The organism is Kitasatospora sp. NPDC059812 (assembly GCF_042732075.1).
Classification (GTDB): domain Bacteria; phylum Actinomycetota; class Actinomycetes; order Streptomycetales; family Streptomycetaceae; genus Kitasatospora.
The window spans coordinates 1-16,218 of record NZ_JBHWIO010000088.1; the positions used below are offsets into that span (position 1 = coordinate 1).

Annotated in this window: 10 protein-coding genes; 5 read left to right on the forward strand and 5 right to left on the reverse strand. The window is 71.1% G+C overall.

What is annotated here, in order from left to right:
* Positions 1–199: 199 nt before the first annotated feature.
* The 5 genes from ACFV6D_RS31590 to ACFV6D_RS31610 all read left to right on the forward strand — a co-directional run bounded on the left by ACFV6D_RS31590 (position 200) and on the right by ACFV6D_RS31610 (position 10,167).
* Positions 200–922 (forward strand): VIT1/CCC1 transporter family protein, encoded by a 723-nt coding sequence (locus tag ACFV6D_RS31590; RefSeq protein ID WP_380562198.1) that lies wholly within the window; start codon positions 200–202, stop codon positions 920–922.
* A 439-nt stretch (positions 923–1,361) separates the two neighbouring features.
* Complete coding sequence (gltB, locus tag ACFV6D_RS31595; protein ID WP_380562200.1) at positions 1,362–5,963, forward strand: glutamate synthase large subunit; 4,602 nt, start codon at positions 1,362–1,364, stop codon at positions 5,961–5,963.
* Entirely contained in the window at positions 5,956–7,416 is a 1,461-nt protein-coding gene (locus tag ACFV6D_RS31600; RefSeq protein ID WP_380334110.1) for a glutamate synthase subunit beta, read from the forward strand. Before gltB ends, ACFV6D_RS31600 begins: the two co-directional genes overlap by 8 nt.
* 342 nt (positions 7,417–7,758) lie before the next feature.
* Complete coding sequence (locus tag ACFV6D_RS31605) at positions 7,759–8,625, forward strand: helix-turn-helix transcriptional regulator (protein ID WP_363368552.1); 867 nt, start codon at positions 7,759–7,761, stop codon at positions 8,623–8,625.
* An 84-nt stretch (positions 8,626–8,709) separates the two neighbouring features.
* The gene (locus tag ACFV6D_RS31610; protein WP_380562184.1) at positions 8,710–10,167 is read left to right on the forward strand and encodes an aldehyde dehydrogenase family protein; all 1,458 of its coding nucleotides are present in this window, start codon (positions 8,710–8,712) and stop codon (positions 10,165–10,167) included.
* 145 nt (positions 10,168–10,312) lie between these two features.
* Here the strand turns inward: ACFV6D_RS31610 and ACFV6D_RS31615 are convergent, their stop codons facing one another.
* From ACFV6D_RS31615 to ACFV6D_RS31635, 5 genes are all read right to left on the reverse strand, one after another.
* Positions 10,313–10,606, reverse strand: a complete 294-nt coding sequence (locus tag ACFV6D_RS31615; protein ID WP_380428848.1) for a hypothetical protein — start codon at positions 10,604–10,606, stop codon at positions 10,313–10,315.
* A gap of 36 nt (positions 10,607–10,642) precedes the next feature.
* The gene (locus ACFV6D_RS31620; RefSeq protein WP_380334117.1) at positions 10,643–12,475 is read right to left on the reverse strand and encodes a bifunctional metallophosphatase/5'-nucleotidase; all 1,833 of its coding nucleotides are present in this window, start codon (positions 12,473–12,475) and stop codon (positions 10,643–10,645) included.
* Positions 12,476–12,726: 251 nt separating this feature from the next.
* Positions 12,727–13,305: a hypothetical protein gene (locus ACFV6D_RS31625; RefSeq protein ID WP_159398400.1), complete on the reverse strand. Its 579-nt coding sequence runs from the start codon at positions 13,303–13,305 to the stop codon at positions 12,727–12,729.
* The gene (locus ACFV6D_RS31630) at positions 13,292–14,923 is read right to left on the reverse strand and encodes a VWA domain-containing protein (RefSeq protein WP_063351039.1); all 1,632 of its coding nucleotides are present in this window, start codon (positions 14,921–14,923) and stop codon (positions 13,292–13,294) included. The genes ACFV6D_RS31625 and ACFV6D_RS31630 overlap by 14 nt, the downstream gene beginning before the upstream one ends.
* A gap of 8 nt (positions 14,924–14,931) precedes the next feature.
* Positions 14,932–16,008 (reverse strand): hypothetical protein, encoded by a 1,077-nt coding sequence (locus tag ACFV6D_RS31635; RefSeq protein ID WP_063347154.1) that lies wholly within the window; start codon positions 16,006–16,008, stop codon positions 14,932–14,934.
* Positions 16,009–16,218 lie beyond the last annotated feature (210 nt).

Here is a 16,218-nt window from a genome sequence, read left to right on the forward strand (position 1 = left end):
TCGCTCCCCCCCAAAAAAACCCCCACCCCCCCCCCCCCCCCCGGCCCCCCCCCCCGGCCCCCCCCCCCCGGCGGGCGCCCCGCGGCGCCCCCGAAGCGCTGTTCGGACAGCCTTACTTTGCTGGAAATGCGCAGGTCAGACGGTCTACGGTCGGGGCAGACGAATCGAACGGAGGGGAACTGCCGTGAGCGCGACCACCCTGGAGCCCGAGGCCGGGCACCACCCCCGCATACCCGCTGCCGGGCACCACCGGGACGTGAACGGAGGCTGGCTGCGGCCCGCCGTGTTCGGGGCGATGGACGGCCTGGTCTCCAACTTCGCGCTGATGACCGGCGTGGTCGGCGGCTCGGCGTCCAGCGGCACGGTGGTGCTGACCGGGCTCGCCGGGCTGGTGGCCGGCGCCTGCTCGATGGCGGCGGGGGAGTACACCTCGGTGGCTTCGCAGGCCGAGCTGGTGCAGGCCGAGATCGAGGCCGAGCGGCTGGAGCTGAGCCGCAACCCGCACGGCGAGCTGGCCGAGCTGGCGCAGCTGTACATCTCCCGCGGGGTGGAGCCGGACCTCGCCCACGAGGTGGCCCGGCAGCTGTCCGCCAACCCGGACCAGGCCCTGGAGATCCACGCCCGGGAGGAGCTGGGCATCGACCCGAACGACCTGCCGTCACCGTGGGTGGCCGCCGGGTCGTCCTTCGTCTGCTTCGCGGTGGGCGCGCTGCTGCCGCTGCTGCCGTACCTGCTGGGGGCGACCTCGCTGCTGCCGGCGCTGCTGCTGTCGGTGGTGGGGCTGTTCCTGTGCGGCGCGGTGGTGGCCCGGGTGACGGCGCGCAGCTGGTGGTTCAGCGGGCTGCGGCAGCTGGTGCTGGGCGGGGCGGCGGCCGGGGTGACGTACCTGCTGGGGTGGCTGATCGGCGGGCACGTCGGCTAGGTCCTGTGCGGCCGGGGTGTGTGTGACGACCCGGAGGAGTGCATGACTATGCCGGGCAGTGGGTGACGTTCCACACACGGCCGCCGGGCGGCGCCTGGCCTAGTCTCACCATCCGGGCCTCGGGGCCGAGGATTCGCATCCGTGGGTTAGCCGTCGGGATCGATTCACAGGCGTCCTTGATCGTCCCGTGTGGCGATCGGGTTTCGCCCCTGTTTCAGGCGGCCGACCGCCGGGCACAATCGAGGGGACGCGCATTGTGGCGCGTCCTCTCATTCCCCCCTTGACCTGCGGATCAGTCCGCCATGTGGACGAGATATTCCACTTCCCGGGATCTTGGGCATCATGTAACTTGCACGAAATCGCATCAGGGCCAACGTCGTCCCTCCTTGCACCACACAGCCGAAAGACGACGACGGGAGAGCCGATGCTGCCTGCATCCATGCACTCCGCCAACGAGCCCCAGGCCGGCGCAGCCCGCCAGCCGTACGCGCTCGTTCCGGATGCGCGACCTACCGCTCAGGGCCTGTACGACCCGCGAAACGAGCACGACGCCTGCGGCGTCGGTTTCGTCGCCACGCTGACCGGCATCGCCGACCACACCATCGTCGAACAGGCGCTGACCGTCCTGCGCAACCTGGAGCACCGCGGCGCCACCGGCGCCGAGCCGGACTCCGGTGACGGCGCCGGCATCCTCACCCAGATCCCGGACGCCTTCCTGCGCGGCAAGGTCGACTTCGAGCTCCCCGCCGCCGGCTCCTACGCGGTCGGCATCGCCTTCCTGCCCGACGAGGACGCCGCCGACGCGGACGCCGTCGCCCGGATCGAGGCCATCGCGGCCGAGGAGGACGTGACCGTCCTCGGCTGGCGCGACGTCCCCGTCACCCCGGACCTGCTCGGCGCCACCGCCCGCAGCGTCATGCCGCGCTTCCGGCAGCTCTTCCTCGCCAAGGACGGCCTGGCCGGGATCGAGCTCGACCGGACCGCCTTCGTCGTCCGCAAGCGCTCCGAGCGCGAGGTCGGGGTCTACTTCCCGTCGCTGTCCGCGCGCACCGTCGTCTACAAGGGCATGCTGACCACCGGCCAGCTGGAGCCCTTCTTCCCCGACCTGTCGGACCGCTCCTACGCCTCCGCCGTCGGCCTGGTGCACTCGCGCTTCTCCACCAACACCTTCCCGAGCTGGCCGCTCGCCCACCCGTACCGGTTCGTCGCCCACAACGGCGAGATCAACACGGTCAAGGGCAACCGCAACTGGATGAGCGCCCGCGAGTCCCAGCTCGCCACCGACCTCATCCCCGCCAACCGCAACGGCCGCGGCCTGGAGCGGATCTTCCCGGTCTGCACCCCGGACCACTCCGACTCCGCCTCCTTCGACGAGGTCCTGGAGCTGCTCCACCTCGGCGGCCGCTCGCTGCCGCACTCGGTGCTGATGATGATCCCGGAGGCGTGGGAGAACCACGCCACCATGGACCCGGCCCGCCGCGCCTTCTACCAGTACCACTCCAACCTGATGGAGCCCTGGGACGGCCCGGCCTGCGTCACCTTCACCGACGGCAACCAGATCGGCGCCGTGCTCGACCGCAACGGCCTGCGCCCGGCCCGCTACTGGATCACCGAGGACGGCCTGGTCGTCCTCTCCTCCGAGGTCGGCGTGCTCGACATCGACCAGGAGAAGGTCGTCAAGAAGGGCCGCCTGCAGCCCGGCCGGATGTTCCTCGTCGACACCGCCGAGGGCCGCATCGTCGGGGACGAGGAGATCAAGTCCTCCCTCGCCGCCGAGCACCCCTACGCGGAGTGGGTCGGCGCCGGGCAGATCCAGCTCGCCAAGCTGCCCGAGCGCGAGCACATCTTCCACACCCACGCCTCGGTCACCCGCCGCCAGCAGACCTTCGGCTACACCGAGGAGGAGCTGCGGGTCATCCTCGCGCCGATGGCCAAGACCGGCGGCGAGGCGCTCGGCTCGATGGGCACCGACTCGCCGATCGCCGCGCTCAGCGAGAAGCCGCGCCTGCTGTTCGACTACTTCGTCCAGCTCTTCGCGCAGGTCACCAACCCGCCGCTGGACGCCATCCGCGAGGAGCTCGTCACCTCGCTGCTCAGCAACCTCGGCCCCGAGGGCAACCTGCTGGCCGCCGAGGCCGCCGCCTGCCGCTCGGTCGGCATCACCTTCCCGGTGATCGACAACGACGAGCTGGCCAAGCTCGTCCACATCAACCACGACGGCGACCAGCCCGGCCTCAAGGCCGTCACGCTCTCCGGCCTCTACAAGGTCGCCGCCGGCGGCCAGGGCCTGGCCGCCCGGCTGGCCGAGATCGCCGCCGAGGCCGACGCCGCGATCGCCGACGGCGCCCGGATCGTCGTGCTCTCCGACCGGCACTCCGACGCCGAACACGCCCCGATCCCCTCGCTGCTGCTCACCTCCGCGATCCACCACCACCTCATCCGCACCAAGCAGCGCACCCAGGTGTCGCTGCTGGTCGAGGCCGGCGACGTCCGCGAGGTGCACCACGTCGCGCTGCTGATCGGCTACGGCGCCGGCGCCGTCAACCCGTACCTGGCCATGGAGTCCGTCGAGGACCTCGTCGCCCAGAAGGTCTTCATCCAGGGCGTCGAGGCCGAGAAGGCCATCAAGAACCTGATCAAGGCGCTCGGCAAGGGCGTGCTCAAGGTCATGTCCAAGATGGGCATCTCGACCGTCGCCTCCTACCGCGGCGCCCAGGTCTTCGAGGCCATCGGCCTCTCCCAGGAGCTGGTCGACGGCTACTTCGCCGGCACCACCACCAAGCTCGGCGGCATCGGCCTGGAGGAGATCGCCAAGGAGACCGCCGCCCGCCACGCCAAGGCCTACCCGGCCTCCGGCATCCCGGCCGCGCACCGCGCGCTGGAGATCGGCGGCGAGTACCAGTGGCGCCGCGAGGGCGAGCCGCACCTGTTCGACCCGGACACCGTCTTCCGGCTCCAGCACTCCACCCGCAACCGCCGGTACGACATCTTCAAGCAGTACACGGACCGGGTGAACGAGCAGTCCACCCGCCTGATGACGCTGCGCGGCCTGTTCCAGCTGGACGCCCTCGGCCGGACCCCGATCCCGGTCGAGGAGGTCGAGCCCGTCTCCGAGATCGTCAAGCGCTTCTCCACCGGCGCCATGTCGTACGGCTCCATCTCCCTGGAGGCGCACGAGACCCTCGCCATCGCGATGAACCGCCTCGGCGGCAAGTCCAACACCGGCGAGGGCGGCGAGGACCCGGACCGCCTGTACGACCCGCAGCGCCGCTCGGCCATCAAGCAGGTCGCCTCCGGCCGCTTCGGCGTCACCTCCGAGTACCTGGTCAACGCCGACGACATCCAGATCAAGATGGCCCAGGGCGCCAAGCCCGGCGAGGGCGGCCAGCTGCCCGGCCACAAGGTCTACCCGTGGGTCGCCAAGACCCGGCACTCCACCCCGGGTGTCGGCCTGATCTCGCCGCCGCCGCACCACGACATCTACTCGATCGAGGACCTGGCGCAGCTCATCCACGACCTCAAGAACGCCAACCCGGCCGCCCGCATCCACGTGAAGCTGGTCTCCGAGGTCGGCGTCGGCACGGTCGCCGCGGGCGTCTCCAAGGCGCACGCCGACGTGGTGCTGGTCTCCGGGCACGACGGCGGCACCGGCGCCTCCCCGCTGACCTCGCTGAAGCACGCGGGCGGCCCCTGGGAGCTCGGCCTCGCCGAGACCCAGCAGACCCTGCTGCTCAACGGCCTGCGCGACCGCATCGTCGTGCAGACCGACGGCCAGCTCAAGACCGGCCGCGACGTCGTCATCGCCGCGCTGCTCGGCGCCGAGGAGTTCGGCTTCGCCACCGCGCCGCTGGTCGTCTCCGGCTGCATCATGATGCGCGTCTGCCACCTGGACACCTGCCCGGTCGGCGTCGCCACCCAGAACCCGGTGCTGCGCGAGCGCTTCTCCGGCAAGCCCGAGTTCGTGGTCAACTTCTTCGAGTTCATCGCCGAGGAGGTCCGGGAGATCCTCGCCGAGCTGGGCTTCCGCACGGTCGAGGAGGCCGTCGGCCACGCCGAGCACATCGACGCGGCCGCCGCCATCGACCACTGGAAGGCCGCCGGGCTCGACCTGGCCCCGCTCTTCCACGTCCCGCAGCTGCCCGAGGGCGCGGCCCGCCACCGCACCACCTCCCAGGACCACGCGCTCGACAAGGCCCTGGACAACCAGCTGATCACGCTCGCCGAGGACGCCCTGGAGCGCGGCGAGACCGTCCGCATCCAGCTGCCGATCCGCAACGTCAACCGCACCGTCGGCACCATGCTCGGCCACGAGGTGACCAAGCGCTACCGCGGCGAGGGCCTGCCCGAGGGCACCATCGACGTCACCTTCACCGGCTCCGCCGGGCAGTCCTTCGGCGCCTTCGTGCCGCGCGGCGTGACCCTGCGGCTGGAGGGCGACGCCAACGACTACGTCGGCAAGGGCCTCTCCGGCGGCGTCGTGATCGTCCGCCCGGCCCGCGACGCCGCGGCCATCGGCAACGACGCGCAGAACCACGTCATCGCCGGCAACACCATCGGCTACGGCGCCACCTCCGGCCGGATCCACCTGCGCGGCAAGGCCGGCGAGCGCTTCGCCGTCCGCAACTCCGGCGCCACCCTGGTCGTCGAGGGCGTGGGCGACCACGGCCTGGAGTACATGACCGGCGGCCGGGTCGTCATCCTCGGCGAGACCGGGCGCAACCTGGCGGCCGGCATGTCCGGCGGCATCGCCTACGTCCTGGACCTGCGCCCCGCGAACGTCAACGACGGCCTGGTGGGCATCGAGGCCCCCTCCGCCGCCGACCGCGACTGGCTGCGCGAGACCGTGCAGCAGCACTACGAGGAGACCGGCTCCACCGTCGCCGCCGAACTCCTGGCCGACTGGGGCAGCGGGGTCTCCCGCTTCTCCACGATCATGCCGACCGACTACAAGGCAGTGCTCGCCGCCAAGGACGCCGCTGAGCGCGACGGCCTCTCCGAGGCCGAGACCACTCGCAAGATGATGGAGGCGGCTAATGGCTGACCCCAAGGGCTTCCTGACCACGCCCAAGCAGCTGGCCGAGCGGCGCCCCGTCGACGTGCGCCTGCGGGACTGGAACGAGGTCTACGTCGAGCGCAGCCTCCTGCCGATCATCACCGAGCAGGCCGGCCGCTGCATGGACTGCGGCATCCCGTTCTGCCACAACGGCTGCCCGCTCGGGAACCTCATCCCCGAGTGGAACGACCTCGCCTACCGGGACGACTTCGTCGGCGCGATCGAGCGGCTGCACGCGACCAACAACTTCCCGGAGTTCACCGGCCGCCTCTGCCCGGCGCCCTGCGAGTCGGCCTGCGTGCTCGGCATCAACCAGGACGCGGTGACCATCAAGAACGTCGAGGTCACCATCATCGACAAGGCCTGGGACCGCGGCGGCGTCACGCCGCAGGTCCCGGAGCGGCTGTCCGGCAAGACCGTCGCCGTCGTCGGCTCCGGCCCGGCCGGCCTGGCCGTCGCCCAGCAGCTCACCCGGGCCGGGCACACCGTCGTCGTGTACGAGCGCGCCGACCGCGTCGGCGGCCTGCTGCGCTACGGCATCCCCGAGTTCAAGATGGAGAAGCGCCACATCAACCGCCGCGTCGAGCAGATGCGCGCGGAGGGCACCCGCTTCCGCACCGGCGTGCACGTCGGCGAGGACATCACCGGTCAGCAGCTGCGCGAGCGCTTCGACGCCGTCGTCGTCGCCGCCGGCGCCACCACCGCGCGCGACCTGGCGGTGCCCGGGCGCGAGCTCAAGGGCGTCCACCAGGCCATGGAGTACCTGCCGCTGGCCAACAAGGTGCAGGAGGGCGACTTCGTCGAGTCGCCGATCAGCGCCAAGGGCAAGCACGTCGTCGTCATCGGCGGTGGCGACACCGGCGCCGACTGCGTCGGCACCGCCCACCGCCAGGGCGCGGCCTCCGTCACCCAGCTGGAGATCATGCCGCGGCCCTCCGAGGAGCGCCCCGGCCACCAGCCCTGGCCGACCATGCCGATGACCTACAAGGTCACCTCCGCGCACGAGGAGGGCGGCGAGCGGATCTACTCCGTGAACACCACCCGCTTCACCGGCGACGAGGACGGCAACGTCCAGGAGCTGCACCTCGTCGAGGTCGAGTTCAAGGACGGCCGCTTCGAGCCCGTCCCCGGCACCGAGCGGGCCGTCCCGGCGCAGCTCGTCACCCTGGCCATGGGCTTCACCGGCACCGACGTCCGCAACGGCCTGGTCGAGCAGCTCGGCGTGGACCTGGACGCGCGCGGTAACATTGGCCGCGACGGCCGGTTCGCCACCAATGTCGATGGCGTCTACGTCTGCGGAGACGCCGGCCGCGGTCAGTCGCTGATCGTCTGGGCCATCGCGGAAGGCCGCTCGGCCGCAGCCGCGGTGGACAAGTACCTCGGCGGCAAGACCCCACTGCCGGCCCCGATCCGTCCCACCGACCGCCCGCTGGTCGTCTGACGGGCCGACCGGCCCCCCGAACCCCCGGTGCCGCATCGCCGGGAGCTCAACCCGCTGCCCCCGCCAGAGTCGCCGGGCCAACGCGGTCTCCTGGCGCCTGCCCTCTTCCCCGACCAGTTGGAGGGCGGGCGCCGTCGCGTTCCCCCGCCCTACCCTGAAGCTGGCGGGCCCGTCAAGGGTCGTGTCAACTCTCAGACATTTCCCAGGACTTGGGTCTACCGTAGGCCCGTTCCGGACGCCGCGCGGGAGGGCCTGACCGGACGGACTGTTGTTCGCCGGTGCCAGGTGGCAGACTGCCGCCGACGGCCGGGGGGCTGCTGCGCGAGTGCGGAGGTTGACGCGATGAGCACGACTCAGACAAGCGGAGGCGCCACGGTACGGCGCCTGCTGCTCGGCACCCAGCTGCGCAAGCTCCGCGAGGCCAGGGGCGTCAGCCGCGAGGAGGCCGGCTACTCGATCCGCGCCTCCGAATCCAAGATCAGCCGGATGGAACTCGGCCGGGTCGGCTTCAAGGAACGCGACGTCGCCGACCTGCTCACCCTCTACGGCGTCGAGGCCGAGCAGGAGCGCGCCACCGTCCTCGGACTCGTCCGGGACGCCAACGCCACCTCCTGGTGGCACGAGTACGGCGACGTGCTGCCCGCCTGGTTCCAGAACTACGTCGGCCTGGAAGAGGCCGTCGCCGAGATCCGCAGCTACGAGGTCCAGTTCGTCCACGGGCTGCTCCAGACCGCCGACTACGCCCGCGCCGTCATCGCCGCCGGCGGCCACGTCACCGACCCCGGCGAGATCGAACGCCGCGTCGAGGTCCGGCTCAAACGCCAGGCCCTGCTCACCGCCGAGAGCGGCCCCCGCCTGCTCGCGATCCTCGACGAGGCCGCGCTGCGCCGCCCCTGGGGCGGCCCCGAGCTGATGCGCAACCAGATCGACCGGCTGCTCGAACTCGGCGAACTGCCCAACGTCCGGCTCCGGGTGCTGCCGCTGGGCTGCGCCGGACTGAGCGCCGAGAGCGGCGCCTTCACCGTGCTCGGCTTCGCCGAACCCGAACTCGCCGACGTCGTCTACGTCGAACAGTTCACCACCGCGCTCTACCTCGACAAGCCGGCCGAGGTCGCCGAGTACCGCCACGCCATGGAAGGACTGCTCGCCGACAGCCTCGACCCCGAACAGACCCGGCAGCTCCTGTACTCCGTACGCCAAGAGCTGTAAGACGTCAGTACGATGATGCCCAATCAGACCGGGCCGTAGCGGCTCGCCCGCCGACGTTCCCCGAACCGGCACGAGAGGGATCAGATGTCGTACTTCTCCGAGTTGGCGCTGCAGTACATCGACGGCGAATGGTGCAGCGGCAGCGGCTCCTGGGACATCGTCGACGTCGACCCCTACACCGGCGACAAGCTCGCCACCATCACCGTCGCCACCATCGCCGAGGTCGACCGGGCCTACCGGGCCGCCGAACGGACCCAGAAGCAGTGGGCCGCCACCACCCCCTACGCCCGCCGGCTCGTCTTCGAACGCGTGCTGCGCCTGATCGAGGAGCGCGAGGAGGAGATCACCCGCGCCATCATGGCCGAGCTCGGCGGCACCGCGCTCAAGGCCGCCTTCGAACTCTCCCTGGTCAAGGACATGCTGCGGGACTGCCTGCGGGTGGCCCTCGGCCTGGAGGGCCGGCTGCTGCCCTCGATCACGCAGGGCCAGGAGAACCGCCTCTACCGGCTGCCGGTCGGCGTCGTCGGCGTGATCAGCCCGTTCAACTTCCCGCTGTACCTCTCGATCAAGGCCGTCGCCCCCGCCCTCGCACTCGGCAACGGCGTGGTGCTCAAGCCGCACCAGGAGACCCCGATCGTCGGCGGCACCCTGATCGCCCGGCTCTTCGAGGAGGCCGGCCTGCCGGCCGGGCTGTTCAACGTCGTGGTCACCGACATCGCCGAGATCGGCGACGCCTTCATCGAGCACCCCGTGCCCAAGGTCATCGCCTTCACCGGCTCCGACCGGATCGGCCGGCACGTCGCCACCGTCGCCGCCGCCAACTTCAAGCGGACCGTGCTCGAACTCGGCGGCAACAGCGCGCTGATCGTGCTCGACGACGCCGACCTCGACTACGCCGTGGACGCCGCCGTGTTCAGCCGCTTCGCCCACCAGGGCCAGGTCTGCATGGCCGCCAACCGCGTCCTCGTCGACCGCTCCGTCGAAGCCGAGTTCACCGCCAAGTTCGTCGCGAAGATCTCCTCGCTCACCGTCGGTGACCCCAAGGACCCGGCCACCCAGATCGGCCCGCTGATCAACCCCGTCCAGGCCGACACCATCACCGCCCAGGTCGACCAGGCCATCGCCGCCGGCGCCACCGCACTGCTGCGCGGCACCACCGTCGGCAGCCTGATGGAGCCCGTCGTCCTCACCGGCCTGGCCGAGGACGCGCCGATCCTCCAGCGCGAACTCTTCGGCCCGGTCGTGCTCGTGGTGCCCTTCGACGGCGAGGACGAGGCCGTCCGGCTCGCCAACGACAGCCCCTTCGGGCTCAGCGGCGCGGTGCACACCGGCGACGTCGAGCGCGGCGTCCGGGTCGCGCACCGGATCGAGACCGGCATGATCCACGTCAACGGCGGGACCATCGCCGACGAACCGGCGGTGCCGTTCGGCGGGGAGAAGAACTCCGGCATCGGGCGGCTCAACGGGGAGTCCACGGTGGACGCGTTCACCACCGTGAAGTGGATCTCCGTCCAGTACGGGCGCACGGCCTTCCCGTTCTGAGCGTGACTGTTCTGGCGGTGCTGCTTTCGGTGGTGCTGCTTTTGACGGTGCTGCGTTCGGCGGTGCCGCCCTTGACGGTGCCGCTTCGGACAGCGCGAGACCCCCGGCGGATGGATGCCGCCGGGGGCCCGAGAGCGGCCCTGGGTCAGCTCACGCCGGCCGGCGCGCCGGAGGTGGAGAAGTTGGTGGTGCCGCTGATCAGCGAGCCGATGAGCGCGCGGGCCAGCACCGGCTTGGTGGCGGAGAGCTGGTGCAGCAGCTCGTAGTCCTGGATGCCGGCGAGCAGGGCCTCGCTGCGGACGCTGTCGTAGACGCCGTCACGGAGCGACCGAGTAGACCCGATGTGGCCACGGCGTGACGGGCCCGGAAACGGCGTGACGGGCCCGGAGATGACGAAGGCCCGGACACGACGAAGGAGCCCCGGCCGCGGTTGCGGCACGGGGCTCCTCGGTTCAGCGGAAGAGGGCCGGGCGGGCTAGAACACCGGCTGGCCGGCGCGCACCAGGCGCCAGGAGTCGGTGAAGAAGTCGGCCGGGTCGATGACGCCCTTGGCCTTCACCCAGGCGATCATCGTGTTGCGGATCTCGTCCGAGTTCGACCAGACCAGCTTGGCCTGCGCCACGTGCGGGAAGTTGCCGCCGCCGTTGGCGCGGTAGTTGTTGACCGCCAGGACGAACTGCGCGGCCGGGTCGATCGGCTTGCCCTGGAACGACAGGTTGACGATCCGCCGGCCCTTCGGCTGCGCGATGTCGATGTCGTAGCTCAGCCCGTACAGCGAGTCGTAGTTGTAGTCCGGCGTGGTCTCCGCACCGGTCAGCGCGTCCTTGTCGACCGGCGCGCCCGGGGCCAGCTGGTTGTAGTACTTGGCCGAGAACTCCAGGTAGTCCTTCAGCTGCGCACCCGTCAGGACGCGCGCCTCCAGGGTGTTCTCGTAGATGTACAGACCCGCCGCGTCGCGCAGCTTCACCTGGCCCGCCGGGATCAGCGCCGTCCGGTTGAACGGCGCCGCCTGCGCCAGCACCGGCAGGTTGGCGTACTGCCCGCCCGCCAGCGCCGCCTTCACCGCGTCCGCCTGAACCCGGCCGATCAGGTCGATGATCGGGGTCGCCCGGAACCGCGCCTCGGCGATCGACAGGTCCGTCTTGCAGGTGCCGATCTGCTGGTTGACGTACGCCACGACCTTCTTGTGCTGCTCGGTCAGCGCGTCCACGATCTCCGGGTTCTCCGGCACGGTGTTGGAGTTCAGCACCCGCGAGGACACCGAGAGGACCTTCCACGCGCCGTCGGCGAACTCGACGTCGAAGTCGAAGCAGCTCAGGCGCTGGCCCCAGCACAGCGGCTCGGAGAGCACCACGGTCTTACCGGTCTTCTTGTTGACGATCAGCCGCTGCGCCACCTCCTTGTGGGTGTGGCCCACCAGCACCGCGTCGATGCCCGGAACGGTCTCGGCCATCTCACCGGAGGCGTCCTCGGGCCAGGGCAGCTGGTCGCCGTAGGTGGTCGGCTCGTCGATGCCGGAGTGGGCGGAGACGACGATGACGTCCGCGCCCGCGGCCTTCATCCGGGGCACGTACTTGGCGGCCGTCTCGACGATGCCCGGGAAGACCATCTTGCCGGTGACGTTGGCCTTGTCCCAGATCGCGATGCCCGGGTTGGTGAGGCCGAGGATGCCGACCTTCAGCGGGGTGTCCTCGTCCAGCCACACCTCCTTGATCACGTACGGCTTGAAGGCCGGCTTCTCGTTCTTCGCGTGCAGCGCGTTGGCGCCCAGCAGCGGGAACTCCAGCTGGTCCTCGAAGGCTTTCAGGGTGGGGATGCCGTAGTTGAACTCGTGGTTGCCGAGCGCGGCGGCGTCGTAGCCCATGAGGTTCATGGCGACGGCCATGGGGTGGTCGGGCACGTTGTCGCCGTCGGTGGCGATCGGCTCGATCCGGGCGTAGTAGTAGGTCAGCTGGGTGCCCTGGATGATGTCGCCGGAGTCGATCAGCAGGCAGCGGTCCCAGCCCTTCTCCTCGCGGACCTGGTTGGCCAGGGTGGAGATCTTGGCGAGGCCGACGTCGTTGTGCGCCTTGTCGGCGTACACGGCGTCGGTGAAGTAGTCCCAGTTGAGCACCCGGCCGTGCAGGTCGGTGGTGCCCATGACGGTGAAGGCCTGCTTGCGGCCCTTGCGCTTGCCCTTGGCGGCCGCCGGAGCCGGCTCGGCGGCCACGGCGGCGGGGGCGGCGGCGACGACTGCTCCGCCGGTCAGGGCGGCGCCGGCGGCGGTGGCGGCGGACCGGGTGACGAAGTCACGGCGGTTCAGGGGCATGGACGACTCTCCCGGGTGGGGACTGACGGGCCGATGGACCGTCAACTGGTGTTCGGGTGGCGTGCCGACGCGCATCGACGCGCGTAGAAGGACGCGCGTAGAAGTGTGCCGTGCGGGCCCGGCCGGTGAATAGCCCTCCGACGTTTCCAGCAGGTGAGATCTTGGCGACTCGTTCGTGACGGGGGTGCGCGGAGGGTGGGGTGGTAAGGGGTTCCTGCCTGGTCCTGCCTGGGCTTTTTCAGGCAGGACCCTCAGTTCAGCTCCGCGACCAGTCGGCGCACCTCGCGGCCCAGCTCCGCCTCCGGGTCCGGCGCGTCCGGCCCCGCCCACGGCCGCCAGGTCAGCGCCCGCAGGTAGCCGGCCACCGCCACCGGCAGCCGGTGCCGCACGATCTCCGCCGGCACCGGCCCCGGCCCCGCCGAGCGCAGCGCCGCCAGCAGGCCCGCCACCCCCGCCGAATCCGGCAGCGGCACCGTGGCCAGGTAGTCGGACAGCGCCGCGAGCTCGGGATCGGGCCGCGGTGCGGGTTCCGGTGCGGGCTCCGGTTCCGACCTGGGCGTCGGTTCCGGCCTGGGCGTCGACGGCAGCGGAGGCGCCAGCGGATCGACGGGCGGCTCCACGGGCAGGACGACGGGCGGCTCCGTCCGCGGGCCCGGCGTCAGCAGCGCGCCCGCCCCGTACAGCCCCGCCACCACCGCCGGCCACCACGCCCCGCCCAGCCCGGCGAAGTGCAGCCCCAGCCCCACCGCGCCGCCCCCGCAGCCGACCAGGTTCCGGGCCGACTCCAGGTACCGCAGCACCCGCCGGCCGGCCCCGTCACTGGTAGCCACGAATCTCCTCGAACACCCCGTCCAGCGAACCCGACCCGTCGAACAGCTTGCCGCCGCTCACGTCCGCGATCCCCTGCAACTGGCCCACCGCCGCCTCCCCGAACTTGATCGGGAACACCGGGATCGACTTCTGCCCGGACGGCAGCCCGTCGTGGAACCGCTTGAAGTCCCCGTCCGAAGCCCCCTCGTTGCTCTCCCCGTCGGTCATCAGCACGATCGACGTGAACCGGTCGTCCCCCGCCGCCGACTGCTGCCGGTCGATCACCCGGTACGCCTCCTCCAGCGAGTCGTACAGCGCCGTACCCCCCGACGCCGCCAGCGACTGCACGTCCGCGTTGATCGACGCCAGCTCCGCCTCCGGGCCCGGCTTGCTCCCCGAGGCCGGCACCGCGTGCGTCCTCGCCCACTTCACCTTCGACGCGAAGGAGATCAGCGTCACCTCCTCGCGGTCCCGGAACCGGCGCACCGCCCGGGTGTCGTCCGCCCCCGTCAACCGGCCCAGCGCCGACTTCAGCGCCGAGATCCGCGAACCCTCCATCGACCCCGAGGTGTCCAGCACGTACACCGTCCGCGACGGCCGCCGCAGCTCGTTCTGGTACGAGGCCAGCAGCCCGTCCGCCACCGCCCGGCTCCCCGGGAACGGCAGCTCCCGCCGCCGGTCCGCCGGCAGCCCGGCCGCCGGCGACACCCCCGGCGCCACCGGGCGGCGCAACGTCACCTCGGAGATCCGTTTCTGCACGTCCTCCTTCAACAGGTACGCCGTCAACCGCTGGAAGGAGTCCCGCTCCCGCTGCGCGGACGAGGACAGCAACGACAGCGGATAGTCCGCCGACACCACCCCGTCCACCGGGCGGATCACCGTCAACTGCTGGTCCGCCGCCAGCGACTTGTTCATCGACAGCAGCACCGACTCGTAGTTCACCAGCGCCCCGACCTTGCCCGGCTCCGCCCGGGTGTACGCCTGCGCCAGCCAGCCCGAGGAACCCGACGTCAGCTTCTGGCCGGTGAAGAACTGCTTCAACTGCGGCGCCGCCTTCTGCACGTCCCCCTCGGTCAGCGCCGCCCCCGCACCCGAGAACGCCGACGCCACCGCCACCAGCGTCGAGAAGCCCGAGTTCGACCGGGACGGGTCCGCCATCCCGTACGCCAGCTTCCCGGCCGACGCCGCATCCCCGATCTGCGCCCAGGAGACCTTCGAACCGTCCCCCCAGCCGAGCTCGTTGAGGACCGAGGAGCGCACCCCCACCGCCACCGGCGACACCATCACCGGCGTTTCCGACAGCACCTTCGACTTCCCCGCGTCGTCCAGCCGCAGGTACTGGTTGGACGGGAACCACACCGCGTCGTACTTGCCGTCCGCCCGGCCCGAGGACACCGCGTCCGCGCCGTCCAGCGAGCCCGTCCAGGAGAACTGCACCGTCACCCCGGTCGCCTTCCTGGCGTCCTCCAGGATCGGCGCCAGGTCCTGCAGCTCGCTGCCGGCCAGCACCCGCAGCACCCCCGGCTGCGCCGTCGTGGCCGGCGGGTCGGACGGCTTCGGGCCCGGCGGGGTGGAGGTGCAGGCGGCGGCCGCCAGCAGGGTCGCCAGCGCGGCGACCGTCCAACTGTGCTTCTTCATCCGGGAGTTCACTGAGCCTTCCCCTTGGCGGCCTTGATCAGCCTGGTCAGGATGTCGGGCACGGGAATCTGCGGCTGGTTGACCTTCGCCGCCGCGAGATTGGGCGCCAGGACCGGGGTCTTGCCCTTCACCAGCGCGGCGAAGGCATCCGGGTCGTCCTGCGGACGGAAGCCGAACTTCGCCTCCAGGCGGCGCAGTTCGGCGTTGTCGTGCAGCTGGGCGGCCAGCCGCCGGCCGTTCGGCGTGCGGCCGACGATGGTGTGGTCGGTGTAGATGGTGGTGTCCGGGTACAGCACCACCATGTCGCCGGTCGACTCGCCCTTCAGCACCATCGCGGCGGCCTGCGACTCGTACGCGAGCACCAGCGGATTGCCGACCCCGGCCAGGAAGGCCTTGAACGGCTCGTCGCTGCTGCTCTTCTGGCCGCCCTGGATCGCCGTCGCCGTGCGCAGCACGTCCTTGGTGGCGTCGATCCCGGCCTGGTCGTAGACCACCTGGCGGTTGTTCAACAGGTACGACAGCAGGGCGATGTGCAGCGCCCCCGAGGAGGACGTCTCCGGGTCGGTGGTGGTGAGGAACACCGGGCCCTTCAACTCCGCGTGCTCGGTCGCGCCCGCGAGGTCCGGCCAGGTGCGGCCGGCCTTCAGCGCGGCCAGGTAGGCGTCCATCCGGAACGTCCACAGCCCGGTGGAATGGTCCAGGGTGGCCAGGCCGTTGCCCATCAGGACATCCGCCACCGGGCGGTGCGCGAGGATCACCAGCGGCGAGTAGAACGGCTGGACCGGGACCTCCTTGATGTTCCAGTCCACGCGCAGCTTGTCGGCCGGCGGCTGACTGGCCGGGAACGCGAAGTCCTTCGCGTCGCCGTCCATCAGCCAGGAGCCGATGCTCTCCGCGTTCACCTTCATGCCCTGCTTGGCCAACTCGGCGACGACCTGCGGATCCTGGAAGAAGTCGCGCTTCTCCGAACCGATCAGGCCGGAGACGGTGACGATGTCGCCGCCCGGGTCGTCCTGCGGGATCAGTGCGTACGTCACCCCGCCCAGCAGGGCCAACGCCGCCAACACCCCCAGAGTGCGTCTCATGCCGAACGCCTCCCCCTCGTCCGCTACGTCGTCCGGGTGGTCACCCGGGGGTGACGAGCGTCCCGCCGGGCGGGGAGCGGCGGCCGAACCGGCGGTGAACCAAGGGTGAACACCCCTTCACGGGTTCGCATCGGAAGGCCGGACGGCGACGGCACCCGGGCAGGTGCTCGCACACCGGTCCGAGGATGTGTCAGATTGTTCAACTCGCCT